The organism is Sphaerisporangium aureirubrum, from assembly GCF_042658925.1.
Classification (GTDB): domain Bacteria; phylum Actinomycetota; class Actinomycetes; order Streptosporangiales; family Streptosporangiaceae; genus Sphaerisporangium; species Sphaerisporangium aureirubrum.
In genome coordinates this window covers 1-27000 of sequence record NZ_JBHSRF010000103.1, presented here as the reverse complement: position 1 = coordinate 27000, position 27000 = coordinate 1, and the positions used below count along the sequence as shown (strand labels likewise).

Genomic DNA, 27000 nt, shown 5'->3' with positions numbered 1-27000 from the left:
GCATCCCGGAGTCCTTCAAGGTCCTCATCAAGGAAATGCAGTCGCTGTGCCTCAACGTCGAGGTCCTCTCCAGCGACGGCATGTCCATCGAGATGCGCGACACCGACGACGACGTCTTCCGCGCGGCGGAGGAGCTCGGCATCAACCTGACCCGGCGTGAACCGAGCAGCGTCGAAGAGATCTGATCGCATCACGACGACGACGGGCAGGCCCGGCTCACGGCTGATCACCGCGCGCCGGCCACCCGTCCTCGCGAGGCATCGCGTACCGGGACCTCGTCGTATGGTCGGAAAGATGACAGGACACACGAGGGTCACCCTGGTTCAAGGTGACATCACCGAACAGCAGGTCGACGCCGTCGTCAACGCCGCGAACTCCTCACTTCTCGGCGGCGGCGGGGTGGACGGCGCGATCCACCGTCGCGGCGGCCCGGAGATCCTCGACGCGTGCCGGCACCTGCGCGCGTCGCTCTACAGAAAAGGGCTCCCGCCAGGCCAGGCCGTCGCGACCACCGCGGGCAATCTCCCCGCCCGCTCGGTGATCCACACCGTCGGCCCGGTCTACTCCGCGAAGGAGGACCGCTCTGATCTGCTGGCCTCGTGTTACCGCGAGTCGCTACGCGTCGCCGACGAACTGGAGGCCGCCACCGTGGCCTTCCCCGCCATCTCCACCGGCATCTACCGATGGCCCATGACAGACGCCGCGCACATCGCGATCACCACCGTCCACGCCACACCGTCCCAGGTACAGGAAGTACGTTTCGTCCTTTTCGACGCCGAGGCCTACACCGTGTTCGAGCAGGTCCTCGCCACGGCGGAACGACCGGGAACCTAGCCCGCGGCGTCACGGGCGCAAGGGAAGGTGGAGGACGAAGCGGGCGCCGTGGGGGCTGTCTTGGATGGTCAGGGTGCCGTTGTGGGATTCGGCTATTTGGCGGGCTATGGGGAGCCCTAGGCCTAGGCCGCCGGCCTCGCGGCTGCGGGCGGTGTCCAGGCGGGTGAAGCGGTGGAAGACGGTCTCTCGCTGGTCGGGGGGGATTCCGGTGCCGTCGTCTTGGATCTCCAGTTCGGCTATGGGGGGGTGGCGGCGGAGGGTGACGGTGATTGTGGAGGTGGCGTGGCGTTGGGCGTTCTGGAGGAGGTTGCGGGTCAGGTGGGTCAGTTGGGTGCGGTCGCCTTGGACGATCACGCCGGGAGGGAGGTGCTGGACGAGTCGGCCGCGGATCTGGTGGGTCTTCAGTTCTGTGGCCACCAGGGCTCCCAGGTCGATCGGCTGACGCTCCAAGGGGGCGCCTACGTCGAGGCGGGTGAGGGTGAGGAGGTTGGCGGCTATGGACTGGAGGCGTTCCACGCTGGGGAGGACGGCGTCGCAGAGTTTGGGGAGGTCGGTGTCGTCGGGGGCCAGGAGGGCGGCTTCCATCTGGGTGCGGATGGCGGTGATGGGGGTGCGGAGTTCGTGGGAGGCGTCGGAGCAGAAGCGGCGCTGTTGCTCCAGGACGTCCTCCAGGCGGTCCAGGGTCTGGTTGACGCTCCTCGCCAGGCGGTAGATCTCGTCCTTGGGGGTGGGGACGGGGACGCGGCGGCCGAGGTCGGTGCTGCGGATGTGGTCGAGCTGGGTGCGGATGGCGTCCACGGGACTCAGGGATCGGGCCACGGTGTGGCGGGCGCCGTAGGCCACGGCGGTCACGAAGACGGCGGTGCCGGCGATCAGGAGGGCGATCACGCCGGGGTACACGTAGAACGGGAGGACCGGGGCGGCGCTGTAGATCGTCCAGTTCCCGTCGCGGTACACCTGCTGGGCGACGACGATGTGGCACCGGCCGGAGTCCAGGACGGAGCCACAGACGACGGCGCTGGCCACGCGGTTGGGGCTCTCGGGGATGAAGCTCGCCATGGGCGGCTTGTTCTGCAGTTCCCTGGTCGCGGCGACCACGCGGCCCTGGGGGTTCACGACCTGGACGGGGCGGACCAGGTCCCGCGGGATGGGCGGGAGCGGGTTGACGAACTCGCCCCGGTCGACGTAGTACGCGGTCAGTTCGCCCACGGCCGCCACCTCTTTGGTGAGGTTCTGGGTCTCCAGCCGGTCCAGGGTGAACAGCATGACGATGGAGAACACGATGCAGAGCAAACCCACCGCCACGCCGGTGAACAACGTCAGGCGGCCTCTGATCGAACGGTTTTCCAGCATGACGTCCCCGTTCCAGGTGCCCGGACCCTGGGCGCCCTAAGACGCGGCGCGTCCCGCCCGTGGTGATCTCCTCTCCCGCCGAGGGTGCCGGCCAGGCCGAGCACGGTGCCGATGGGTCGAGCCTACGGGCGCCCGCTGACCAGGGGAAACGTGGCACACCTGTTCGTGGATGACGCCGCGGTCGCCGGTGATCCCGGGTCACGCCGCAGGAGACTTGATCCACTCTGCGCGAGGCTCCATGCACCTTTACCACGACCAAAACCCCTACGACGCCAACGGCGACGACATCACCGGACTCACCCCCGTCGACACCACCGGCTGGACCCAGACCCTCCTGTCCACCCAGTCCGGCACCGTGACCGGCTGAGACAGGGCACACCACGAAGGACCCCGGGGGAACACCCGGGGTCCTTCGCCGCGCGCGATATCGCCCCGGGAAAAGTAGGTTTGGGGAGGGGTCCAGCCGAAGCTTTTGGGGAGAGCCAATGGAGTTACGGCTCCTGGGTCCGGTTGAGGTGTGGAGCGGCGGGCGGCAGGTACCTCTGGGGGGTGGGAAACCGCGGGCGCTGCTCGCCGCGCTGTTGCTGGACGCGCGGCGGGTGGTCACCGTCGAGCGGCTCATCGAGGCGGTCTGGCAGGACGATCCGCCGGCGACGGCGCGCGGGGTGCTGCAGACCTATGTCGCCTCGCTGCGGCGGGCGTTCGCCGACGCGGGGCTGCCGGGGGTCATCGTGTCGCACCGGGTGGGCTACTCCGCCGAGGTCCCGCCGGAGGCGCTGGACAAGGACGTGTTCGAACTGCTCGTCGAGCGGGGACGGCGGGCGGCCCGTGATGGCGGGCACCGGGAGGCGGGGGGCGCGTTCCGGGAGGCCCTGGCGTTGTGGCGGGGGCCCGCGCTCGGCGGGGTCGGCGACGACTTCCTGCGCGTGGAGGCGGCCAGGCTGGAGGAGCTGCGGCTCGGGGTGATGGAGGAGCGGATCGCGGCCGACCTGGCGGCAGGGCTGGACGACGGGCTGATCGACGAGCTCACCGAGCTGGTCGCGGCGCATCCGGCACGCGAGCGGCTGCGCCGTGACCTGATGGTGGCGCTGTACCGGGCGGGACGGCAGGCGGACGCGCTCGCGGTGTACCAGCGGGGCAGGCGGGTGCTGGTCGAGGAGCTGGGCATCGAGCCGGGACCGGAGCTGCGGGCGGCCCACCAGTCCGTGCTGCGGTCCGATCCCGCGCTGCTCGGCACGGCCACGGCTCCCCCGCCCCGGCAGCTGCCGTCCCCGCCGCCCGACTTCACCGCGCGCGACGCGGAGGTCGCGGAGTTGCGCGACCGTCTCACCAGGCCGGACGCCGTGCCGGTGTGCGTGATCTTCGGGCCGGGCGGCGTCGGCAAGTCCGCCCTGGCGCTGCGCGCCGCGCACGAGATCGCGCACGTCTACCCCGACGGCCAGTTGCACGTCGAGCTGCGCGGCACCACCGAGGCGCCCGCCACCCCGCTGGAGGTCCTCGGCCGCCTGCTGCGCGAGCTGGAGCCCGGCACGTCGCCGCCCGGCACGCTGGAGGAGTGCGCCGCCCGCTACCGCACGCTGCTGGCCGACCGCCGCAAGCTGGTCGTCCTGGACGACGCCGCCACCGAGCGCCAGGTCCGGCCGCTGCTGCCGGGCGCCCGGGGCTGCGGGGTGATCGTCACCTCCCGCAACCGGCTGGCGGGCCTGGCGGGCGCCGCGGTGCTCGACCTCGGCCTGTTACCCGACCAGGACGGCCTGCGGCTCCTCGGGCAGGTGGCCGGCGACGACCGGGTCGCCGGCGATCCGGAGGCGGCGCGCCGCGTCGTGCGGCAGTGCGGCGGCCTGCCGCTGGCGTTGCGCATCGCCGGGGCCAGGCTGGCCTCGCGCCGCCAGTGGTCGGTGGCCCGGCTGGCCGACCGGCTGGCCGACGAGCAGCGCAGGCTGGACGAGCTGGCCGTCGGGGACCAGGAGGTGCGGGCCGGCATCGCCCTCAGCTACGACCTGCTGCCGCCCGAGGCCAGGGCCGCGCTGCGCCGCCTCGGCCTGCTCGGCCTGCCGTACTTCCCGGTGTGGGTGTCGGCGGCGGCCATGGAGACCGGCCTGGACGAGGCCGAGCGGGTGCTGGACCACCTCGTGGACGCCTCCCTGGCGAGCGTGGTGGACACCGACGCGACCGGCAGGACCCGCTACCGGCTGCACGACCTGATCCGGCTGTTCGCCCGGGAGCGCGCGCAGGCCGAGGAGCCCGAGCCCGAACGCACGGCGGTAGTCCGCAGGGTGCTCGGCGGGTGGCTGTGGCTGGTCGAGCTGCTCAGCGAGGCCGTGCCCACCGGGGCGATCCCGATGCGCGCCACCCTCGGCCTGGCCCGGCCGGTGGACGCCGAGGTGGCGCGGATGGCGCTCGCCGACCCGCACGGCTGGTTCCGCGGCGAGGAGGAGGCGCTGATCGTCGCGGTGGAGCTGGCGGCGGCGATGGACCTCGACGACATCGCCGTGGAGCTGGCCGCCGCGTTGTCGTCGGTGGCCTTCGAGGGCAGCCAGTACGTCTTCGACAACCCGTTCGCGGCCTGGCACCGCACGCACGAGGCCGCGCTGGCGGTGGCGCGGCGGACCGACAACGCCCTCGGCGAGGCGACGCTGCTCGCCGGGCTCGGCCACCTGTACTACGAGCGCGACCACTACGCCGAGTCCCGCGAGTACCTCAGCCAGGCGCTGTCGCTGTTCCGCTCCGCGCGCGACGCCCGGGGCGAGGCCGCCACGCTCGCCGCCCTCGGCGCCGCCTGCCGCGAACAGGGATACCTGCCGGAGGCGCTGCACTTCCTGGGCCGGGCGAGCCGGTTGTGGACCGGCCTCGCCGACCCGGCGGCCCTGGCGCACGTCACGCGGCTGGCGGGCAGCGTGCACCTGGAACGCGGGGACTACCCGGCGGCCTGGGCCGACCTGACCGCCGCGCTGGCGCTGTACGAGGAGGCGGGCAGCCGCAGGGGCGAGGGGCTGACCGTGCGCACCATGTCCCTGTACCACCGCGCCCGGGGCGAGCACGCGCGGTCGCAGGAGCTGGCCGAGCGCGCGCTGGCTGTCTTCCGCGAGCTGGGCGACCGGCTGATGGAGGCGTACTGCATGCGTTCGCTGGCCAAGACCCGGACGCGGCTCGGCCGGTTCGACGTGGCCCGCCGGGACCTCACCGAGGCGCTCGCCGTGACCCGCACCCTCAACGACCGCTGGGGCGAGGCGTGCACGCTGCGCACGCTCGGCGAGCTCGACCTGGCCGAGGGGCGGCTCTACCAGGCGAGGAGCCGCCTGACGGAGTCGCTGGCGCTGTGGGAGACGCTGCGGGCCACGCTGTTCCGCGCCCGCACCCTGCGCGACCTGGCCGGGGTGCACGAGGCGCTCGGCGAGGACGTCGCCGCCAAGACGGCCAGGACCGAGGCCATGGAGATCTTCCGGCTGCACGAGGCGCGGGAGTACCGCGAGCTCGGCGGCTGAGCGGTTACAGCGTTCTTGGATCGCGCCGCCGCATCATGGACGGCGGCGTCTCACCTGGAGCCGTCCCTGGAACCATCTGTGGAGGGCTCGCATGCCGGAGATCGTGCTCCTGTCGGACCCGCGGATCGCCGAGGTGCCGGTGAAGGAGTGCGGCGAGCCGTTGGTGGACCTGCGCACCCTGGGGGCCGTCCTGGTGGACCTGCGCCTCGCCGACGCCGAAGGCGTGTTCGCGCACGTACGGCTGAGCGTGGCGGACCGCCTGATCGCCGCGCAGACCCGGCTGCCCCGGGACCTGCGCCTGCTGGTCGTGGAGGGATACCGCCCGGCCGCTTTGCAGCACCGGTACTTCACCGGGTCGGTGGCCGCGCACCTGGCGGAGAATCCCGGGTGGGACGAGCGGCGGGCCTACCTGGAGGCCAGCAGGTACGTCTCGCCGCCCGAGGTGGCCCCGCACGTCAGCGGGGGCGCGGTGGACCTGACGCTGTGCACCGCCTCCGGCGAGGAGCTGCCGATGGGCACGCAGGTCAACGCCACCCCGCCGGAGAGCGACGAGGCGTGCTACACCGCCTACCCCGGCGTCTCCGCCGAGGCGCGCCGCAACCGCGACACCCTCGGGGCCGCGCTGGCGTCCGCGGGTTTCGTCAACTACCCCACCGAGTGGTGGCACTGGTCCTACGGCGACCGTTACTGGGCCTTCACGACGGGCGCCCGTTTCGCCCGCTACGGCATGAGGAGCGGATGACGGGGGGTCGAACTCGCGGTGAACGCTGGGGAATCGCGGCCACCTCCCGCCTGAAGTGCGCGTCTTCTCGGTGACCTGCGCCGAGGGAGATGCTGATGATCGCCGGGAAGCTGTGGAGACGCGGACTAGTGGTGGCCCTGGTGGTGGGCCTGGCCGGGACGGGTGCCGCCGCCGAGGCCGGGGCCGGGGTGCGCAAGCCTGCCAAGGCGGGGGACGTCAACGGGGACGGACGCGTCGACGTCATCGCCGGGGTCCACCTGCTCAAGGCCAAGGGGAGGAGCGACGCCGGTGGGGTGGCCGTCTATCTCGGCGGGGCGAGGAAGGTGTCGGGGGTGGCGCGGGTCGTCACGCTCGGCAGGACCATGAGCGGGGAGAACCTCGGGCGGGTGCTCGCCACGGGCGACTTCGACAGGGACGGGTACGCCGACGTGCTGGCCTCGGCGCGCGAGAAGCTCGTGGTGTTCCGCGGGTCGCGGAGCGGGTTGCGGGGTACCGGCGCCAGGGTGATGTCCTGGCCGGTCACCGCGCCCGCGATGGCCGCCGCGGACTTCGACGGGGACGGGTACTGGGACGTGGCCGTCGCCGGCGTCAGGCAGGTCGTGGTGCTGCGCGGGAGCAGGACGGGGCTGCGGACGGGACAGCGGCTCGCCGACGGGGCGCCGGGGTTCGGGGCGAGGCTCGCCGCGGGGGACGTCACCGGGGACGGGCGGCCCGATCTGGTGGTCACCGAGGACCGCCCGACCCCGGCCGACCCCGTCGAGACGCGGCGGATCACCGTCGTGCCCGGCGCGCGGGCGGGCCTGTCGATGCGCGCCGCCTGGTCGATCGGCCCGGTGGAGCGGGCCGCGCGCGACCTCGCCGTCGGGGACGTCGACGGGGACCGCAGGGCCGACCTCGTCCGCGTCACCGCCACCGAGGCGGACGAGCCGGTGTTCCGGGTGGTCGTCCAGCTCAGCCGGGGGAACGGGTTCGGCGCGGCGCGCGAGCTGCGGTACGACTCCTCCCCGTCCAACGTCGCGCTCGGGGACGTGACCGGGGACGGCCGGGCCGACCTCGCCGTGCACCTCGCCACGGACGGCGACCACGACCGGGCCGTGCTGCACGCCGGCACCGCCGCCGGTGTGAGCGCGCGGCCGATCCGGGAGTTCGAGCACGCCACCTACGAGACCAGGTACGGCACGACGCTGCGCCTCGCCGACGTGCGCGGGGACTCCCGCGCCGACGTCGTCGCGGGCCTGCCCGGGGTGTACGGGACCGGCGAACTGGAGGTCCTGCCCGGCGGCCGGCGCGAGGGCGCGCAGCGGCTCCGCCTCACGGGACAGAGCGGCCTCGGCTGGAGCCAGCCCTCCTGACCGTCCCGCCGGGAGGGTGCCCCCGCCGCGGGGGCGGGGGCACCGGGCCGGGTCAGTGACTCTTCACGGCCACGACGGTGTACGGGGTGGTGGGGGTGGGGGTCGTGCTGAAGCGGGCGTTGGGGAGGTAGAGGCGGTCGTGGTACGGGGCGACCGTGGTGGGGACGTCGAAGCGGGGGTCGGTCAGCTTGCGGACCACCGTGCCGGTGGTGGCGCGGCGGTCCAGGCGCAGGGACGTCAGGGTGTTGAGGCGGTTCTGCACCACGTGCAGGGTGCGGCCCTGGAGCAGGAGGCCGTCGCCGTTGGTGAGGATCTCGGTGCCGAGGTCGACCAGGGTGGCCACGCCGGTCTTCGGGTCGACGCGGAACAGCTTGCCGGTGCTGGACTGGATGACCAGCAGGGCCTTGTGGTCGGGGGTCCCGGCGATGCCGTTGGCGTTGATGCCGGTCGTGTAGACGAGGTCGCCGGTGAGCGGGATGCTCACGGCGGCGGCGGGGAGGGATCCGTGGCGGCCGAGGGGCAGCTTGTACAGCACGGGGTTGGTGGAGTCGGTGAAGTACGCGGCGTCGCGGGTGAGCACCACGTCGTTGACGAAGGAGGTGCCGGTGGCGAGCTGGTAGCTCTTGAGGACCGCGCCGGTCCGGGAGTCGATCACCCGGGCGTCGCCGCCGGTGCCGCCGGCCACGAACAGGCGGCCCCGCTTGTCGATCTTGAGGCCGAGGGACGGGGTGCCGGGACCGGTAGTGATGATCTCGCCCTGGCCGGTGCGCAGGTCGGCGCGGTAGATGGAGCCGGTCGCGCGGGACCCGAAGTACGCGGCGGGGCCGGGTCCGATCGCGATGCCTTCCGGCTGCCAGCCGTCCGGGAGGGAGAACTCGGTGGGGAAGGGCTTGCTCACGGAGGCGGGGGCCATGGTCGCGGGGCCGGACTCGGCCACCGCGGCGACCGGGGCTCCCACCAGCACGACCAGTAACCCTGCCAAGAAAGCTGCGCGCTTCATCGGAGAACATCCCATCTGTCTCGAGTGCGGGGACTAACCGAGATGCCCGTAAGGGCAATCGATTTAACGAACGGCGCCCGCCCGTCGTGCCCCGCGGGAGGCGAAACCGCCGGATCGGACGCGCCGCCCGCGCCGTGGGCACGGGCGGCGCGTCCGGGGTCAGGGCGCGTCGAGGACGGGAATCAGTTGCTCCTCCTCGTACGCCAGATGGGCTTCCAGTTCGGCCACGAGCCGGTCGACCTCGGCGAGCACCAGGGACGGGTCGCCGCCCGGGGTGGTGACGAGCCCGCGCAGCTCGCCGGCGATGACGGCGATCTTCTCGTGCTCCCGGTGGAGCCGGTCCAGGGTGGGGAGCAGACCGGGGTCCCGGCGGCCGAGGGCGGCGAACATGCCGTTGTCCTCGCCGGTGTGGTGGTAGTGCAGGCCCGCGCAGAAGGTCAGGCAGTTCACCCGGAGCTGGGCGCCGATGCCGGGGCCCGACTCGGCGACCTCCTTACGGATCAGGGCGAGTTCGCGGCGGAACGCGTCATGGATCCGTTTGAGCGTCTCGCCCCACGACGCGCCGGCCGGCGGGCCGGGGACGGTCTGCCGGAGGGCGACGACGGGCAGGACACGGGTGGTCTTGGCCTGGTAGGCGGCCCAGCCGGGGTCGGCCTCCGCGGCGCGGGCGAAGACCTGGTCGCGTTCCTCGCCCGTCAGGACGGTGGCGGTGGCCTCGTACGTGAAGAGCCCGTCCTCGACGGTGACGGCGGGGTCCGCCACCAGGTTGTGGTACCAGGCCGGGTGTCTGGGGGCGCCGCCGGCCGAGGCGATGACGAGGATGCGCTCCCCGCCGTCGGGAAGATAGCCGAGGGGCGTCGTGTGCCGGGCGCCCGAGCGGGCACCGGTGGTGGTGAGCAGGATCAGGCGGGCACCCTCGAAGGGGCCGCCGACCTGCCCGGCGTTGGCACGGAACTCGTCGATGACCTGCTGGTTGAAATCGATCGGCATTCGCTGCTTTCTTCTCCAGTCGATGATTCACGCGGGTGATTCACACGGTGACGATGTGGAGAGGAAAGAGGGCGGGGCTCTGGCCCGCCGGGCGATCAAGCCGCGGCCGGGTACCCCACTCGCTCGTGGCCCAAGGCCGACCCGGCAGTCACGGTACTCACCCTAGCGCCGCGAGACCCGTACCGCCAAGATCAGGCCACCCGGCGCGCGACCCGCAGCTCGGCCATGTAGCGCTTGACGATGTGGCCGCCGTGACGTCCGTCGATCAGGGCCGTGACGCAGTCCAGCAGCCCGGCGCGGTCGTCCGGGGGGAGGGCCCGGTGGCCGGAGTAGGTGTTCAGCACGTCCACGTACTGGGCGGTCGTGTACGGCACGTCCCACTCGCAGCGGTGGAAGGCCGCCGGGCCGAAGCGGTCCGAGGCGTCGATCTCGGCGCCGTCGTGCGGGATGTCCGCCGCGGCGGACGGGCGCAGTCCCGGTGGGGTGGCCGGGTCGAAGCGCTCGTAGCAGTCCTGCACCGCGGCGAAGAAGTCCGCGGTGCCGCCGGCGACGTGGTGGGTGGCGATCGTGGCCAGCGCGCCGCCGGGACGCAGCGCGGCGGCCGACTTGGCGACGCGCACGGCCGGGTCGATCCAGTGGAACGCCGTGGCGGAGACCACCGCGTCGAAGGGCCGCTCGGGCAGCGGCCAGTCCTCGAACGCCGCGGTCACGACCTCGGCCGAGGGGAAGGCGGCGAGGTTGCGGCGCGCGACCCGGGCCATCGCCGGGCCGAGCTCCACGGCGACGATCTCGCACCCCCGCTCGGCCAGCGGCAGCGTGGCCTGTCCGGTGCCGCAGCCGATCTCCAGCACCCGGCGTCCCGGGCCGATCCCGGCCAGCTCGGCGAGGGCGTCGAACAGCTCCGGGGGGTAGGCCGGGCGGGCCCGGTCGTACAGCTCGGCGTCCTCGTCGAAGATCTGGCGCAACGTCACCCGGTCGTCCTCGCTCATGATCGAAGACTACTCACGGCCCCGTGCGGCCGGGAAACGATTTACTCCGCGCAAGTGAGAATGGGAGTTTTTCAGGTAGGTTTGCGGGAATTCATCGCGCCCCACTTTTCATCACAAAAGCGGCCAATATCCTGCGCAATCGCCAAACAACCTATTCTTCGAGGCATGCTAGGCAAGTGGTGACACACCAGATAGCGCCAGCGGACCTGGGGGACGAGCAGACGGCGTCGCCGCTGCTGGAGCGCATCCGCCGGGGCGTCATCGGGGACGACGAGACGCTCCACGGGCCCTACGGGCCCCGCCGCATAACCTACGCCGACTACACCGCCTCGGGCAGAGCGCTGGACTTCATCGAGGACTTCATCCGCGACCGAGTGCTCCCTCGTTACGCCAACACGCACACGGAAAGCTCCGGCACGGGATTACAGACCGGCCGATTGCGCGAGGAGGCCAGAAAGGTCATCCACGACGCCGTGGGCGGCGGGCCGGACGATCTGGTCGTCTTCTGCGGCTCCGGGGCCACCGCGGCCGTCAACAAGCTCATCGGGATGCTCGGGCTGCGCCTCCCCGACGGCCTCGACCGCCGCCACGGGCTGGCCGCGCGGATCCCGGAGGCGGAGCGGCCGGTGGTGTTCGTCGGGCCGTACGAGCACCACTCCAACGAGCTGCCGTGGCGGGAGACCATCGCCGACACGGTCGTCATCGGCGAGGACCGGCACGGGCACATCGACCTGGACGAGCTGCGCGCCCGGCTCGTACGCCACGCGGGACGGCCGCTCATCGGGAGCTTCTCGGCCGCGTCCAACGTGACCGGGATCCTGTCCTGCACCGGCGAGGTCTCCGCGCTGCTGCACGAGCACGGGGCGCTGGCGCTGTGGGACTACGCGGCGGCCGGGCCGTACGTGCCGATCAGGATGGGACCGAGCGCGCCCGGCCGGGGCGACCACAAGGACGCCGTCTTCCTGTCCCCGCACAAGTTCGTCGGCGGCCCGCAGACCCCCGGCGTGCTGGTGGTGCGCCGCGAGCTGGTCCGCAACCGGGTGCCGACCGCGCCGGGCGGCGGCACCGTCCTGTTCGTGGGCCCCGGGGGCCACCGCTACCTGGACGACCCGGTCGCCCGCGAGGAGGGCGGCACCCCCGCCATCGTCGAGTCGATCCGCGCCGGCCTGGTGTTCGGCCTCAAGCAGGCCGTCGGCACCGACGTCATCCAGGCCCGCGAGGAACACCACTGGCGCCGCGCCCTGGCCCGCTGGACCCGCAACCCCGGCATCGACATCCTCGGCGACCTCCACACCCCCCGCCTCCCCATCGCCTCGCTCCGCATCCGCTCCGGCGACCTGTTCCTCCACCACAACTACGTCGTCGCGCTCCTGAACGACCTGTTCGGCATCCAGGCCCGCGGCGGCTGCTCCTGCGCCGGCCCCTACGGCCACCGCCTGCTGGACATCGACGACGCACGCTCCGAGGAGTTCCGCACCGAGATCACCCACGGCTGCGAGGGCATCAAACCCGGCTGGGTCCGCCTCAACTTCAACTACTTCATCTCCGGCACCGTCCGCGACTACCTGATCGACGCCGTCGACCTCCTCGCCACCGCCGGCCATCGCCTGCTCCCCGACTACCGCTTCACCCCCGCCACCGGCCTCTGGCGCCACCGCGGCTCCCCCGCCGCCCCACCCCTGAGCCTGTCCGACCTCCGCTACGACGCACCCCTCTCCCCCGGCCGCCACGACCCCGTCGGCGAACACGTCCTGGCGGACCAGCTCGCCCAGGCCCGCGCCATCCTGGCCGCCCGCCCCGACGACCTGGACCCCCGTCCCCCCGGCCTCCCCGCCGACTTCGAACGCCTCCGCTGGTTCCCCCTGCCCGCCGCCTGCGTCAGCGGCTGACGCCGGTCGCCCGGCGCCGCGGGTCTCGACGGCCACGGCCCTCCGGCGCCTGACCGGGACCAGAGTGTGAGATCAACCGTGCGCTGACAGGCAAAGGCCGTGCGCTGGTGATCAATGACGAATCATCGGATCAAAGTACCAATTAAGTGCGCCACAAAAGAGATCCGGCCGTCGTCGGCGGGGGAAGCCGCCGGGGCGGTCGTTCACTGTGAGGAGCACCTTTGTCACTGCAGCTCAAGCGACTAATCACCGGGCTGGTAGCGGTCGGGGCCGCCGTCGTGCTGACGGCCGGGCCGGCGGCGGCGTTCGCGCCGCCCTATGACCCCGAACCCACGGGGCCCTACGCGCAGCCGGTGGACGCCAGTGTCCCCAAGCGCGGGTGCACCACGACGTTGTCGGACCCGAAGAACGCGACGGGCAGCAACCCGGCCGTCCAGGTGATCTACGCCTGGCATGACGGCGGGGGCAACAACTACGCGACACACGCGCAGAACATCGCCAAGATCGTGGACCGGATGGACTGGTCGCTGGACGAGTCCACCAACTACGACCAGCACATCAACCTCAGCTGCCGTACGGGGTTCGACACCAGCACCTACTCGGGTTACGCGCAGGCGCTCGTGGTGCCGGAGAAGATCGAGAACGGGGTCATCGGCGGGGAGACGCCGGTGGACGTCATCTCGGCGGATCTGGCGGCGGCGGGGTACGACACCTCCAACCGCAGGTACATCGTGTTCGAGGACTTCAACGGCACGGCGAACGCCTACTACGACCCGAACAACTCCATCGGGGTGGCGACGGCCGACGGGTGGGCCAGCGGGACCATGCTGCACGAGCTGCTGCACCTCGGGCACGCGAACTACGTGGACCACTCCAAGGTCACCGAGACGCCGGACGTGCTCAGCTACCCGGACGTGATGTCCAACCCGTACTACGACTGGCTGCTGGACCACAACTTCAACAGCTACTACGACCCCAGCGAGACCGCGGCGACCTTCTACACCGGCAACTACCCGGACACCCGCAAGGTCAACGTGGCCGCCTGGCCGTACTTCACCACGCCGACCTGCTGTGACGTGGGGTACAGCAACGACCTGCTCACCGCGCAGGAACGCACGATCGAGGACCAGGCGCCGTACGGCACGCCGACCGGATTCACTGTCTCGGGCGGCGGCTGGATGCAGGTCACGCCGCCGGGACCCAACGCCCAGACGTCGGCCAGGTACTACGACGGCCGGCGTTCGCTGACCATGAACGTGCAGTCGCACGCCAACGGGTTCGTGTCGGTCACCAGGAAACCGGCGGTGACGGCGGGGCAGCCTTACAAGTTCTTCGCCTGGATCACCAGCTCCGGCTCCGGCAACCTCCGGCTGCGGCTGTCCTGGTACAACTCCTCCAACGCCCTGATCTCCAACAGCGACGGCTCACTGTTCGGCGTCGGGTCCAGCTGGACGGAGCGCTCCCTCCTGGCGACGGCCCCGGCGGGCGCGGCGACCGTGCAGCTCTCGGTGATGAGCCCCTCGGGCCAGACCTTCGTCTACCAGCTGGACAGCCTCCAGCTGAACCACTGCAACAACGGCAAGACCACGGACGGGTGCCGCCTCAACGGCTGAGCCACCCCTGATGTTCCGCCCGCCCGGCCGTCGCAGCGGCCGGGCGGGCGGCGCCGGTGGCGACGCCGCGCGCGGCCGGGGGTGCAGGCTCCTGCCCCTCTAACGTGCCGCGGACACCGGCTCAGCCGTCGCCGTGACCGGGGTGCCGCGGGACCTCAGCATCCGGGCGGCGAGGATCCACGCGGTGAACAGCACCGCCGCCTGGACGTTGAGCGCGACGAGCGTGGGCAGGAACCCGGCCAGCACCCCGGCGAGCATCATGCCGATGGCCTGCTGGCCGTCGGACAACGCGATGAACGTGCTCATCACCCGGCCACGCAGCCCCTCGGGCGTCGCGGCCTGCACCAGCGACAGCCAGCCCGCCATCAGCCAGACGCTGGGCGCGCCCGCCAGGGTGAACAGCCCGATGTAGACCCAGATCCACGTCGTCAGCAGCGTCAGGTTCCAGATGGACAGGCTGACCAGCCCGAACAGCAGCAACCCGTAGACGACGAACTGGTGCACCTCGAACCTGCGGGCCACCCGCCCGGCCACCACGCCGCCCAGCAGCCCGCCGATGGCCTGCACACCGCGCAGCAGCCCCGCCTCGGACTCCCCGCCCGCGATCAGGTTCGTGACGAACAGCAGGAACAGGATCACGAACAGCCCCTGCGCCACCGACAGCAGCCCGAGGATCAGCGCCACCGCCCTGAGCTGGGCCGAGCCCCCGATGGCGCGCAGCCCCGTCGGCAGTTCCCGCCAGAAGGCCGTCCCCCCGGGGGAGACCACCCGGCGCACGCCCTCCGAGCCGACCAGCGCGACGAGCACGACCGTCACGATCAGCATGGCGACCGACGTCAGCACGACGCTCCCCATGCCGACGAGCCCCAGCAGGAACCCGCCCACGGGACTGCCGACCAGACGGCCGAGATTGCTGTTCAGGTTGATCGTCGCGTTCGCGCTCACCAGCTGCCCGGCCGGCACCAGGGTGGGCACCATGGCGTTCTTCACCGACTCGAACATGCCGGTGAGCCCGGACTCCGCGGCCATGACCAGGTACACGATCCACAGGTCGCCGTCGTCGTGGACGAACAGCAGCGGCAGCAGGAGCACGGCCCTGGTGCCCGCCAGCCAGGCCATCAGCCGCGCCGGGCTCCACCGGTCGGCGAAGACACCGGCCAGCGGCGTGAGCACCAGGCTGGGCAGCAGCCCCAGCATCGCGACGGCGGAGGTGATCAGAGCCGAGCCCGTAAGGGCCAGCGCGTACAGCGGCAACGCGATCAGCAGAGACCACCTGCTGACCTCGGTGCAGAAGCTGGCGGCCCAGATGTAGAGGAATCGGCGCTGCCGTAACGGGTGCGGTTCTGTCCGGCTCATAGGGGGCTCTCCACTCCGGTCGCGGGCCGACGGCTGTTACTGCTCCCGCCCGTGAATCGGGAACCCGTGCAGGATGTACATGACACGCTCCGCACCAGGCGGCGGCGTCTGCCGCGCCTGCCGCCGCCGGGCCCCCGCCATCGCGTACCTCTCGATGACCGCCTTCAGCTCGGCGTGCATCCGCGCGAGCTCCTCGCAGGTCAGGTCGATGGTCCCGTCCGACATGAAGGCGGCATCGAGCCACCCGGGATCCCAGTCCTTCTCCTGCTCCTGAAACCGCTCGATCAGCCGGTACTGCTCACGAACCGCACTCCCCTTGACCATGGCGGCGACCGCAGCCGCCTCAGGCTCGTCCAGCAAACTGGCCGCATCCCACCCCACCCGCTTACCACTGAGCTGCCACCAGCGTTCCCTCCGGTCCCGCGCATACTGCGGCACCTCTTCGATAAAGCCGAACTGATGCAACTGGTGCAAGTGATAGCTGACCTGGGCAATAGGAGACCCCACCGCGCCGGCAAGCTGAGACACCGAAGCAGCTCCCGCATTCCTCAAGCTGTAATACAGCCGGACCCTCATCGGATGCGCAAACGCCTTCAACACGGTGACGTCATCGTTTCGCCCGGTCGGCTCTTCGCGGCTCATACCGACCGCCGTCCAGACCAGGGGGTTTCGGCTTTTACTCTCACCCCACGCAGCCTAGGTGACTACGATCCGTTACTCAAGATTCATTGCGCAATATTTATTGATCTGTTATATAGTATGTTTGCAGCCCTATAGACTGCGGCTATGCCATACCACCGCCGAGTTCGCACTTCGATCGCCTGAATACACTCACGGGGAGTTGCGCCAGCAGTCTTGCGCAAGCCTGGAGTAGCTCAGATGATCAATGCCATGGGCGGCCTAGTAGTCGCGACGGTTCCCCGCTCGAAATAGGGCACGGCCGACGGGCGAGAAGTAGTGGACGCTTTGGCTGGTAGGAGAGGAACCCCCATGGGTGCCGGGGTGAAGCGGCCCACCCGTTGACGTTTCCCGGGCTTGGCCGGCACCACCCACCCATCCCGCGAGACCTCTGTCCGCACATACGCGCCCCCACGACGGCAGCCCGCGCCGGTGGCCGCCCACCGGATGGCCTCCGCTCCGGCGGTCATCGTGATCGGCACCGACGCGGCACGGCATCGTACGGCGCATCCGGCGCCGCCCCCACGGCGGCTGACCTAGCACCTTCCGTTACCCGCAGGGGGTGGCGCGCCCTCGGGGCTGCGTATGTGCGGGGTGGGCGGGGGGTGCCGGCCAAGCCCGGGAAACGGCAAGGGGTGGGCCACTTCACTTCAGCACGCATGGGTTTCATCTCCTCGCCGCCAAAGCGCTCTCCGACGTGGAAGTGGTCGTTTCCGCTGTCGTGGGTTGTGCATTCGCGGAGGGGTGTCGCGGGGCGGGCGGGTGGTGTGGCTCACCTTGTGCCAGGTACCGATCACCTAAAGCTACGTATTACCCCACTCCGAGGGACGTCACCGCAGCCAGGTGACGCCTTGCCCGCATTGCCGCAGGCTATCGGCGTTTCGTTCACCATTGCGGCACGGTACGCGACCACACTGCTGTGCCGCTGAGCTGCGGTTATACCGAAGCCCGGTGACTCCTGGTTATCGGAAATCCCCTCTTGACGAAGATCCGCCGGGGAGTCAGATTCAGGGGTACGGGACGGGGTGGCGTGGGGCAGTGGAATACGAGGGCCGGAGGATCCGGCGCGTCTTCCAGCCGTCATGCCTGTTGAAACGGGAAGGCGTGCCGATTTGAAGCGCTTGCGATCCTGTGCGCATGTTGTTTTGACCGTCGTTCTCCTGTGTGTGGGATTGGACACTCCCTATGTACGGGCGGCGACGGAGAGTGCGGTGCCGATCGAGACTCCGCGTCAGTGGTCGGGCTCGGCGGCCGGGCTTCCTCATTTGGTGCCGTCCGAGGTGACGCGTGCTCGGGGGAATGCTTTTCTGCCCGTTGGTATGGACAAGCGGCCGAAGGGTGCGTTGCCGCTTGAGGTCAGGCATCAGATGCTCAAGGAGCCGGCGAAGGGCGGTCTGGAACCTCCGCCTTCCAAGGGTCCGGCCGCGGCCAGGTCCTCGTCCCCCTCCGGTGCCGAGCTGAGCGAGGGGGAGTGTCACTATCCGCGGTGGGCGTCGACCGTTCCGTACTCCACTGGCAGGATCGTTTCCTACTTCAATGTCACTCAGGGGATGACCGAGCCGCACGACTTCGAGGCGACGAGAAACTCGCAGGGGTCTCCACCGTTGACGACGACGGCGTGGAGGGACCTCGGCCCGTGTTACGTGGCGCCCGAGCCGGAGCCGCCGACGTTCTACTCCTTCTGGCCGGGCGATGACGCGCTGGTCGGAAGTCTGGCCCCGGCATTGGGAACATGGGCGAGTTCCGCGACCAGCCGGCAGGTGTTGTACGCGTTCCAGGTGTGCTCGGGTTCTGGGCCGTCGGGGAGCTGGGACTGGTGTGAAGGCAGTGGGTGGACGTCGCGCGGGACGTGGGACGTGCCAACTGGCAGGTTGCGGTGGGGCGGTAAGTACTGGTGGTCGGTGACGGCCGAGGACACCTCTAACGGCCTCACCGATACCTCGCCGTGGATGACCTTCACTCCGCAGCCCGAGCAGCCGGTGATCAACTCACTTCTGGCCAGTGGCTCGGGCGGCCGGGAGTTCAACCATGTGGTGGGCAACTACACCCAGACCGTGACCGATGCCTCGGTCAGCGTGGTCGGGCCGCCGCTGACGGCCACGCGGACGTACAACAGTCTGGACCCGCGCGCGGACGGCATGTTCGGCGCGGGGTGGAGCACTCGCTGGGACATGCGCGTCGTCGACGAGCCGCATACCCAGACACTTCTGGTGACGTACCCCGATGGCAGCCAGATGCGGTTCGGCGCCTCCGGAGGCGGCGATTACGTTCCCCCGCAGGGCACTTACGCCACCTTGGCGACGGTGTCCGGCGGCGGGTGGCGGCTGATGGACAAATCCTCGACGACCTATTTGTTCGACGCTCAGGGGCGTCTGGTCAGGGTGACCGACAACCGGGGGCGTGCCCAGGACCTGGTGTACGGTTCCGGCGGAAAGCTGACCAGGGTGACGGCCACCGGTGGGCGCTCGCTCACGTTCACGTGGAATGGCGCGCACGTGTCCGGCGTGTCGACCGATCCGGTGAACGGGACCCCGCTGACCTGGTCGTACACCCACGATGGCGACAAGCTCGTCAAGGTCTGCGGCCCGGCCTCGGCGGGAGCCTGTACCGATTACCAATACGGTGCCGCTTCCCGCTACAGCACCAGTGTCCTGAACTCGGTGCCTCAGGGATATTGGCGGTTGAACGAGCCGACCGGCGGCCAGGGCGCCAAAGTGGCGGGAGGCCTGGGCTGGTTACTGGGCAGCGGTGACGCCAACTTCAGTTCGGGTGCTTTCGACGCCGTCCTCGGTGTGCCCGGGGCGCCGGCGGGTTCCCCTGACACCGCCGTCGAGTTCCGCGGCACATCGGCGTCCAGTTCCCATGTGACGCTGCCCCACGCCGCGGTCAGTGGCCGGGGCAGTCACCTGAGCGTTGAGGCCTGGGTGAAGACCACCGGCTCCGGTGTCGTCCTCGGTCACAGCAACTCGTCCGACTCGGTGCCCGACAACTACACGCCGCTGCTGTACATCGGCACCGATGGCAGGCTGAGAGGCCAGTTCTGGAACGGGCAGGCGGCTCCGATCACCTCGGCCGGTCCGGTGAACAACGGCCAATGGCATCATGTGGCGCTGACGGGGGACGGCGGCACGCAAACCCTTTATCTCGACGGTACGGCCGTAGGCTCTCTGAACGGTCCCATCGATCACCGGGACCAGTTCTACACGCGTATCGGCTCGGGTTACTCATCATCGGCATGGCCTGCCTCCACCGGCGCGACCCAGGTGTTCCCCTTCAAAGGCCAGATCGACGAGGTCGCCGTCTACGGCCGGCGACTCAGCTCCGTGGAGGTTCGCGAGCACTTCGAGGCGGGCGCCGCCGCCCCGCAGATGAGCAGGGTGACGATGCCGTCCGGGCGCACGTGGGCGAGCAATTCGTATGCCGTCGACAGCGGCCGCCTGCTGACCCACACCGATTCCAACGGCGGCCAGTGGAAGCTCGGCGGGTTGCAGTACACCCAGGGAGGCGAAGGCGACCCCGAGGCGACGATCACTGTCACCGACCCCCACAACGGCACGCTTGTCTCGGTGCACGACGCGCTCAGGGCGTTCAGGACGACATCGCAGACCGATCAGCTGGCCAAGGCGACGAGATACGAGTACGACACCGGCGGCTACCTCGGAAAGGTGACGGACCGGAACGGGAACGTCACCGAGCTGTATCACAACGAACGCGGCAACCTGATCGGCCGTAAGACCTGCGAATCCTCCACGAGTTGCCAGACCGAGCATTACGCGTACCACGAGAACACGATCGACCGGTTCGACCCTCGCAACGACCAGATGATCATCTCGCGAGACGCTCGTTCGTCGGGGCCGACGGACAACGCGTATGCCACCACGTGGGAGTACACACCACAGGGCGAGGTGGCGAAGGAGACGACCCCGGCGACGCCGGACTTCCCCACCGGGCGTTCGTCGGTCTACACCTACACCGATGGCACCGAGTCCGCCGCCGGAGGCGGCACCGTTCCGGCCGGACTGCTGAAATCCGAGCGGGACGCCAACGGCAAATTATGGAGCTACGGCTACACGGCGCAGGGCGACTTGGCGTTGCAGACCGACCCCACGGGTCTGGTCACCACCTACGTCCGTGACGCGCTGGGCCGGGTGACGTCGAGCACCGAGGTCTGGGAAGAGGGCGCCGCAGGGGCGAGTTCGGCCTCGACGGCATCACAGCCGGGTCTGGTCGCGGCCTACGGCTTCGAGGCGGGTTCGGGTTCGGTCGTCGCCGACGACTCCGGCAACGCGCATGCCGGCACCGCCACCGGCACGTCGTGGAACAGCTCGGGCAGGTTCGGCAAGGCGCTGTCCTTCAACGGCACGTCATCCTGGGTCACCGTGCCCGACGCACCCGGGTTCAGGCTGACGCAGGGGATGACCCTCATGGCCTGGGTCAAGCCCGCGGAGCTGGACGGATGGCGCAACGCGCTGATCAAGGAGTACTCAGGTGGGCTGTCCTACGCCCTCTACGCCTCCGACGGGACGGTGCCCAACGCCTGGGCGGTGAACACTTCGGGGACCGAAGGCGCGGTCGCGTCGGCCGACGGCCTGCCCCTGGACACGTGGTCGCACATCGCGACGACGTACGACGGCACGAAGCTCAGGTTCTATGTCGACGGCGACCTGGCCGCGGAGTCGGACCTCACCGGATCGCTGAGGGAGGACGGTGGCCCGTTCCGGATCGGCGGCAACAGCGTCTGGGGCGAACACTTCTCCGGAGCCGTCGACGAGGTCCGCGTCTATGACCGGGCGCTGCCGGAGGCGGAGATCCGTACGGCCCGGGACACACCCGTGGTGGAGGATGAGGACCCCGAAGAGCCACCCCAGCAACCAGGCTCGGCGACCACGACGGTTGCGTACGACCCGCAGGGCCGGTTGGCGTCGCAGACCGGACAGGCGGTGAAGAACGAGGTCACCGGTGTCACGCACACCGCGCAGTCACGGTTCACCTACACCGCGGACGGCTACCGTCTCACCGACGGCGTGGTGGACCTGACCGGGGGCGATCCTGAGCAGAAGATCACTTACGGGTACGACGACTTCGGGCGGATCACGTCGGTCACCGGCCCGGAAGGGGGTGTCGTCCACTACACGTGGGATCACACCGGGGCCCAGACGAGCATGGTCGACGAGCTGGGCACCACTTACCACTACACCTATACGCCCCGTGGTGAGCCTGCCTCCACCATTTTGAAGAACTGGACAGGCAGCCCCGTCAGTCCGCAGGCACCGCGAGACGTCGTGATGGAGTCCGCTTCCTACGACCCCGAAGGGCGCCTGGCCGCGCAGGTCGACGCGATGGGACGCAAGCTCTCGTTCACCTACCTCGGCAACGACGCCCTGTTCCAGGTGACAGCCGACGACGCGCGGCTGAACGGTTCCGGCGTGCCGCGCGACGTGGTGCTGGAGGAGTACACCTACGACGCCGCCGGATACCTGAAGTCCCGGAAGGCGGACGGGGGAGGCACCCGCGTCGACTACGTGTACGACACGGCGGGCCGCCTGACGTCGGAGACGTTCGATCCGGCCGGGCTCGCCCGCAAGACGTCGTACATCTATGACGCCAGTGACAACGTCGTCAAGGAGACATCCTCCAAACAGGGAGACAGCCGGACGGAGTCGGTCGAGTACGGCTACGACGACGCCGGGCAGTTGATCCGAAGGACCATTGAGAACGGGCAGCAGGACCTGATCACCACATGGACCTTGGACCGGCGCGGCCTGACCCGGGAGATCGTCGACCCCCGAGGGAACGCCCAGGGCGGTGACGCCGGCGCGTACACGAGCTCGTTCCGCTACGACGTGATGGGCAGGCTCGTGGAGGCCGCCTCTCCCGCCGTGGTCGTCGAGAAGGAGGGAACCGCCGTCACGGCCTCCACGACGGAGAAGTACGGCTACGACAACGCGGGCGGGCTCACGCACAGGACGGACGCCGAGGGCCGGATCACTCGATCCGACCACGACCGTGCCGGACGGACGACCCGCGTCACCTTCCCGTCCTACACGCCGCCGGGCGGATCCTCCCTCACACCGACGGTGGCTTACGACTACGACCTGGCCGGCCGGCTCACGCGGTTCACCGATGAGCGAGGTCAGATCTTCCGCGCCGAGTACGACGCGCTCGGCAACGCGGTACGCGTCACCGACCCCGGACCCGGCGGTCAGCCGGGAGGACAGTGGGTCACCGAATACGACCTGTTGGGGGAGCCACTGGCGACGGTGGATCCGACCGGTGCGCGCGACGAGGCGACGTACGACGGCCTCGGCCGCGTGACAACGGCCACCAACGTCGAACGCAGGCCTTCCAACGCCGCCTACACCACGACCTACGAGTACAACGACGCCGGCGACCTGACCAAGCGTGTCGAGCCCGGGGACAGGATCACCCGGTACCTGGTGAACGCGGCGGGTGAAGTGACCACCGAGACCAATCCGGCGGGCAAGGACTCCACGTTCTTCTACGACCTCGCCGGCCGTCTCGTGAAAGTCACCGACCCGCTGAGGAACTCCACAGTGGCGGAGTACGACCTGGCCGGTCGGCAGACCGCGGCGAAAGACCTCAACGCCTCGGGCACGGTGCTCCGCACCTTGGGTTTCGGCTACGACCCGGCTTCTAACCTGATCAGCGAGACCTCGGCAGAGGGCCGCACAGTCCAGCGGAAATACGACGCCACCGACCGGCTTGTAGAGCTGATCGAACCCGTGAAGAGCGGCGAGTCGATCACCACCACCTTCGGGTACGACGGGACCGGCGCCCCGACGCGCACCACCGACGGGCGTGGGAACGCGGTGTGGACCACCTACAACAGCCTCGGCTTGGTCGAGTCGCTGACAGAGCCCGCGACGGCGGCGCATCCGAACGCGGCCGATCGCACCTGGACGAACGCCTACGACGCGGCGGGAAACCTGCTCTCGACGCTGCATCCCGGCGGAGTGCGTATCGACCGGCAGTACGACCATCTGAATCGGCAGGTCGGCATGTCCGGCTCGGGCGCTGAGGCGGCCACTGCGCCGCGCACGTACGGCTACGACCTGGCGGGCAGGCAGACGGCCATCGGAGACTACGCGCTGGAGTACAACGACAGAGACCTGCCGACCAAGGTCACCAAGTCATCGGCACAGGTCGCGGCGTTCTCCTACGACGCGGTGGGCAACGTCACCAACCGGGCCGACGCCTCAGGGGCGGCCGTCTTCGGCTGGGACAAGAACGACAGGGTGGCCACCGCCACCGACCCGGTGACGGGCCGCTCCTTCGTGTATGGATACGACGACGCCGACCGGCTCACGACACTGACGTCGGCCGCTCCGCAGACCACGCAGACCTTCGCCTACGACGATCTCGACCGGCTGACCTCGCACACACTCAAAAACAGCGCCGGCGCCCAGATCGCGAAGATCGGCTACGGATGGGACAAGGACGACCTCCTCGTGTCCAAGACGACCGAGGGCACGACCGGCGCCGGCGCCAACACCTACGGGTACGACCAGGCCGGTCGCTTGACGTCATGGACCGCGCCGAACGGGAACGTCACCTCCTACACCTGGGACGCGTCGGGCAACCGGGTCCGGGCCGGCGCCGACACCTACGTCTACGACCAGCGCAACCGCCTGACATCAGGCGCCGGCAGCGACTACACCTACTCCCCGCGCGGAACCCTGTCCACGGCCACAACGGCAGGAGTCACCCGGGCACTGGTGTTCGACGCATTCGACCGGATGGTCGCCGACGGCGACGCGACGTACGGCTACGACGCGCTGGGGAGGCTCGCCTCCAGGGTGCGGGCCGGTGCGGAGCAGCGATTCAGCTACGCCGGCCTGGAGAACGACATCGTGGCCGTGACCAACGGCGCGGGCGTCGTACAGGCGAAATACGGGCGGGACGCAGCGGGTGCACCCATAAGCCTCCAGGAGGGCGGCGGGCCCGCGCTGGGCATCCTGGCCGATCAGCACGATGACGTCGTCGGAACCTTCTCCGGTACGGCGCTGGTCGATTCGACGGCGTACGACCCGTTCGGAACGGCCACCAGCAGGTCCGGGACCACACGCTCACTCGGCTACCAGGGCGAATGGACCGACCCGTTCACCGGCGCGGTGAACATGCACGCCCGCTGGTACCAGCCCGGCACCGGCCAATTCACCTCACGCGACGATCTGACATTCCCAGGTGATCCCTCCGCGGGACTGAACCGTTACACCTACGTGGAGGGCTCCCCGCTGACCGGCACGGATCCCTCAGGCCACGCCAAGGACTACGGGGGCGGTAGCGGAGGCGTTCCGCGCTGGTACCGGACCACCCCGAAAATGCGGCAACAGGCCAGAACACAGAGAATCAACAACCAAAAGCGCACGAAGGCCGACCGGCAGAACGGCAACGACGTACGCCGCGAGAAGACCGACAGCCAGAAGCGATGGAAGAAGAACGAGGAGCGGAAGAAATACTACAAGCAACAGGACAGAGACTACAAGCGCAGGAACGAAACCCGGAAGATGGACAAGGAGAAGAAACAGGCCCTCAGCGAGAAGAAACAGATGCGCAAACGCGCCCTCAAGTGCCAACGCTCGCCGAAGGCCAGGGGGTGCCCCGGCTACAAGGCGCCGAACAGCCGTGGGAACAGAGCGAACGGGAACGGCCCGCGAAACTCCACCGTCAAACCCAAGGGCCAATCGGGGAACAAGCCGAAAGGCGGCTCAGGCAACAAGCCGGGCAGCAAGCCCGGCGGAAAACCCGGCGGCAAACCCAAAGGTAATTCGAGCGGAACGAACGGGAACAAGCCCGGCGGCGGGAAGCCGCCTACCACAAAGAATCCGACGAAAACCGACTACGACCCGGACGATCTACCGGAGTCCTGCGAAATCTCGGTAGCGGCCTGCTTCAACGACCTCGTCAACCCCCTCAACAGGCCGTGCTCAGGCATCAGAGGCTGCGTCAAGGACCTGATCGAAGACGTGATCGACGACGTCGTGAACAACTTCATAGGCCAGACCGGCCCCGACCTCCCGATCGCCCCCCCCGGCACCGACGCCGCCTGCCCAGGCGGCAACAGCTTCATCGCCGGCACCTTGGTCCTCATGGCCGACGGCACCCACAAACCCATCGAAGACATCAAGGTAGGCGACCAGGTCCAAGCCACCGACCCCCAAACCGCCCACACAGCGAGCAAACCCGTCACCACCTTGATCACCGGCGACGGCCTCAAACAACTCGTCACAATCACCGTAGACATCGACGGCCCCCACGGACCAGCCACAGACACCCTGACCGCCACCGCCGGCCACCCCTTCTGGCTCCCCCAACCCCGCAAATGGCTGACCGCCGCCGATCTCCAACCAGGCATGTGGCTCCAGACCAGCGCAGGCACCTGGGTCCAGGTATCAGCACTACGAATCTGGACCGCCCAGCAGCGTGTCTACAACCTCACCGTAAGTGGTCTCCACACCTATCATGTAGTAGCAGGCAACCGCGCCATCCTTGTTCACAATGATGGCTTAAACCCCTTCAAGAAGAGACAGAAGCGGTCTGGAGAATCCTGGCCTCCCGTTCCGAACGCGACGGTTCGTGACCTCGAGGGCCTGGGCCTCCCCGATGTTGACGGCTCGAAGAGAAGCAGAGAAACTCTAAAAGAACTTAGAGAACTGGATGACGATGAGCTCATGGATGCCGTGCTTCAACCTCATGGAGGACCGCATGAACTCATGGGGTTATATGCACATGGAGATGAAGTAGCACAGGGGAATCACCGCGCCCATGAACTGTTGAGGCGCGCCGCGGACCCGAGTCATAATATTACGTATGAGACTCAGATCTATCTCAGAAATTTTAATAAAGGATGTCAGTGACGTCTGCTGTGTCGGCGCTCGCGACCCTGGCGTCCTGACATTATTGTATTTAGGAGGTAATGGGTGCTCGGAGGGCCGTGGTCAAGGAAGCTCTATCTTCTGGATGAGGATGTTGCCATCTCAGTCGTCAATAGAGCGCTTCTTGAAGTTCGTCGCGATCTACACATCATGGAGCGGAGTACAAAAGCATCTCCAGACGAATACGAACGGACGAAAGCCCTCGTAAATATTGGCCTTAGCCTAAGTGCACTCCTCGGACAGTTTTCCCCGCGGGAGAGACGGAAGAGGTTGTTCTTCGTTCTTGTGCATGAATGGAAGTTGGCCACCCCGGCTGTCCGCGAATGGATGATACGCACTCTCGATGATCTTGGGTTTGACTATAAAATCCTCGACGGAACCGATCTTGAGGTTGCGCGCAGGAGGATCAAACCGCTGACGTAGGTTCTGGTGGTCGGCAGGCGGCCCGCATTCATCGGTTGGTCACAGACCTATGAATAGGACAGGAACACTACGTCTTCTCCCGTACGCCGACGTGGGGCTTGATCGCCCGGCCACGCCAGTTGGGTGCGGAGGCCGGCGAGGGTGACGGAGGGCATGACGCCTCGGGGTGAATCGGGGCCGTGGAACGGGTGGCCGTGGAAAGTCGTGCGGACGGTACAGCCGGCCCGGAGGCCGTGCGGACGGGCATACGTCCGGTGATGAGGCGCCGTCATGGGGGTGGGGTGGCACGAGGGTGCAGTGGCAGGAAGTGACCACTTCCGGGTGGGGGGTGGGGGGGCGGAGGCTGGGGGGGGGATCGCGTCAGAGTGGGATTTTTTTCCGGGGTCGGGGCAGCGGGGGG

General features: G+C 69.3%; 16 protein-coding genes. 10 read left to right on the top strand and 6 right to left on the bottom strand.

Annotated elements, in window-relative coordinates; all coding sequences use genetic code 11:
- A partial coding sequence (locus ACFP1K_RS37270) for a hypothetical protein (RefSeq protein ID WP_380762456.1) occupies positions 1-185 on the top strand: 185 nt, incomplete at its 5' end.
- A gap of 109 nt (positions 186-294) precedes the next feature.
- Entirely contained in the window at positions 295-834 is a 540-nt protein-coding gene (locus ACFP1K_RS37265; RefSeq protein ID WP_380762454.1) for an O-acetyl-ADP-ribose deacetylase, read from the top strand.
- 9 nt (positions 835-843) lie between these two features.
- Here ACFP1K_RS37265 and ACFP1K_RS37260 read toward each other — a convergent pair whose 3' ends face one another.
- Positions 844-2187: a sensor histidine kinase gene (locus tag ACFP1K_RS37260; RefSeq protein WP_380762452.1), complete on the bottom strand. Its 1344-nt coding sequence runs from the start codon at positions 2185-2187 to the stop codon at positions 844-846.
- A 238-nt stretch (positions 2188-2425) separates the two neighbouring features.
- On the opposite strand from ACFP1K_RS37260, the gene ACFP1K_RS37255 reads away from it, so the two are divergent.
- The 4 genes from ACFP1K_RS37255 to ACFP1K_RS37240 all read left to right on the top strand — a co-directional run bounded on the left by ACFP1K_RS37255 (position 2426) and on the right by ACFP1K_RS37240 (position 7766).
- Complete coding sequence (locus tag ACFP1K_RS37255; protein ID WP_380762450.1) at positions 2426-2554, top strand: hypothetical protein; 129 nt, start codon at positions 2426-2428, stop codon at positions 2552-2554.
- Positions 2555-2672: 118 nt separating this feature from the next.
- A complete protein-coding gene (locus tag ACFP1K_RS37250) occupies positions 2673-5672 on the top strand; it encodes an AfsR/SARP family transcriptional regulator (RefSeq protein ID WP_380762448.1) in 3000 nt (999 codons plus the stop codon).
- Positions 5673-5763: 91 nt separating this feature from the next.
- A complete protein-coding gene (locus ACFP1K_RS37245) occupies positions 5764-6414 on the top strand; it encodes a M15 family metallopeptidase (protein ID WP_380762446.1) in 651 nt (216 codons plus the stop codon).
- A 95-nt stretch (positions 6415-6509) separates the two neighbouring features.
- Complete coding sequence (locus ACFP1K_RS37240) at positions 6510-7766, top strand: FG-GAP repeat domain-containing protein (RefSeq protein ID WP_380762444.1); 1257 nt, start codon at positions 6510-6512, stop codon at positions 7764-7766.
- 52 nt (positions 7767-7818) lie between these two features.
- On the opposite strand, the gene ACFP1K_RS37235 is transcribed toward ACFP1K_RS37240, so the two are convergent.
- From ACFP1K_RS37235 to ACFP1K_RS37225, 3 genes are all read right to left on the bottom strand, one after another.
- On the bottom strand, positions 7819-8766 hold the full coding sequence (locus tag ACFP1K_RS37235) for a superoxide dismutase (RefSeq protein WP_380762442.1): 948 nt from the start codon (positions 8764-8766) through the stop codon (positions 7819-7821).
- A 159-nt stretch (positions 8767-8925) separates the two neighbouring features.
- The gene (locus ACFP1K_RS37230; protein ID WP_380762440.1) at positions 8926-9756 is read right to left on the bottom strand and encodes a nitroreductase/quinone reductase family protein; all 831 of its coding nucleotides are present in this window, start codon (positions 9754-9756) and stop codon (positions 8926-8928) included.
- 191 nt (positions 9757-9947) lie between these two features.
- Positions 9948-10745, bottom strand: coding sequence for a class I SAM-dependent methyltransferase (locus tag ACFP1K_RS37225; protein WP_380762438.1), 798 nt, complete (start codon positions 10743-10745; stop codon positions 9948-9950).
- A 176-nt stretch (positions 10746-10921) separates the two neighbouring features.
- Between ACFP1K_RS37225 and ACFP1K_RS37220 the strand changes: the two genes are divergently transcribed.
- A complete protein-coding gene (locus tag ACFP1K_RS37220; RefSeq protein WP_380762436.1) occupies positions 10922-12634 on the top strand; it encodes an aminotransferase class V-fold PLP-dependent enzyme in 1713 nt (570 codons plus the stop codon).
- A gap of 221 nt (positions 12635-12855) precedes the next feature.
- Positions 12856-14247 (top strand): hypothetical protein, encoded by a 1392-nt coding sequence (locus ACFP1K_RS37215; protein WP_380762434.1) that lies wholly within the window; start codon positions 12856-12858, stop codon positions 14245-14247.
- Positions 14248-14346: 99 nt separating this feature from the next.
- On the opposite strand, the gene ACFP1K_RS37210 is transcribed toward ACFP1K_RS37215, so the two are convergent.
- A complete protein-coding gene (locus tag ACFP1K_RS37210) occupies positions 14347-15603 on the bottom strand; it encodes an MFS transporter (protein ID WP_380762432.1) in 1257 nt (418 codons plus the stop codon).
- Positions 15604-15639: 36 nt separating this feature from the next.
- Positions 15640-16245, bottom strand: a complete 606-nt coding sequence (locus ACFP1K_RS37205; RefSeq protein WP_380762430.1) for a helix-turn-helix domain-containing protein — start codon at positions 16243-16245, stop codon at positions 15640-15642.
- A gap of 1181 nt (positions 16246-17426) precedes the next feature.
- Between ACFP1K_RS37205 and ACFP1K_RS37200 the strand changes: the two genes are divergently transcribed.
- Complete coding sequence (locus tag ACFP1K_RS37200) at positions 17427-26159, top strand: LamG-like jellyroll fold domain-containing protein (RefSeq protein ID WP_380762428.1); 8733 nt, start codon at positions 17427-17429, stop codon at positions 26157-26159.
- 63 nt (positions 26160-26222) lie between these two features.
- Positions 26223-26600: a hypothetical protein gene (locus tag ACFP1K_RS37195; protein ID WP_380762426.1), complete on the top strand. Its 378-nt coding sequence runs from the start codon at positions 26223-26225 to the stop codon at positions 26598-26600.
- The last annotated feature ends 400 nt before the right edge of the window (positions 26601-27000 follow it).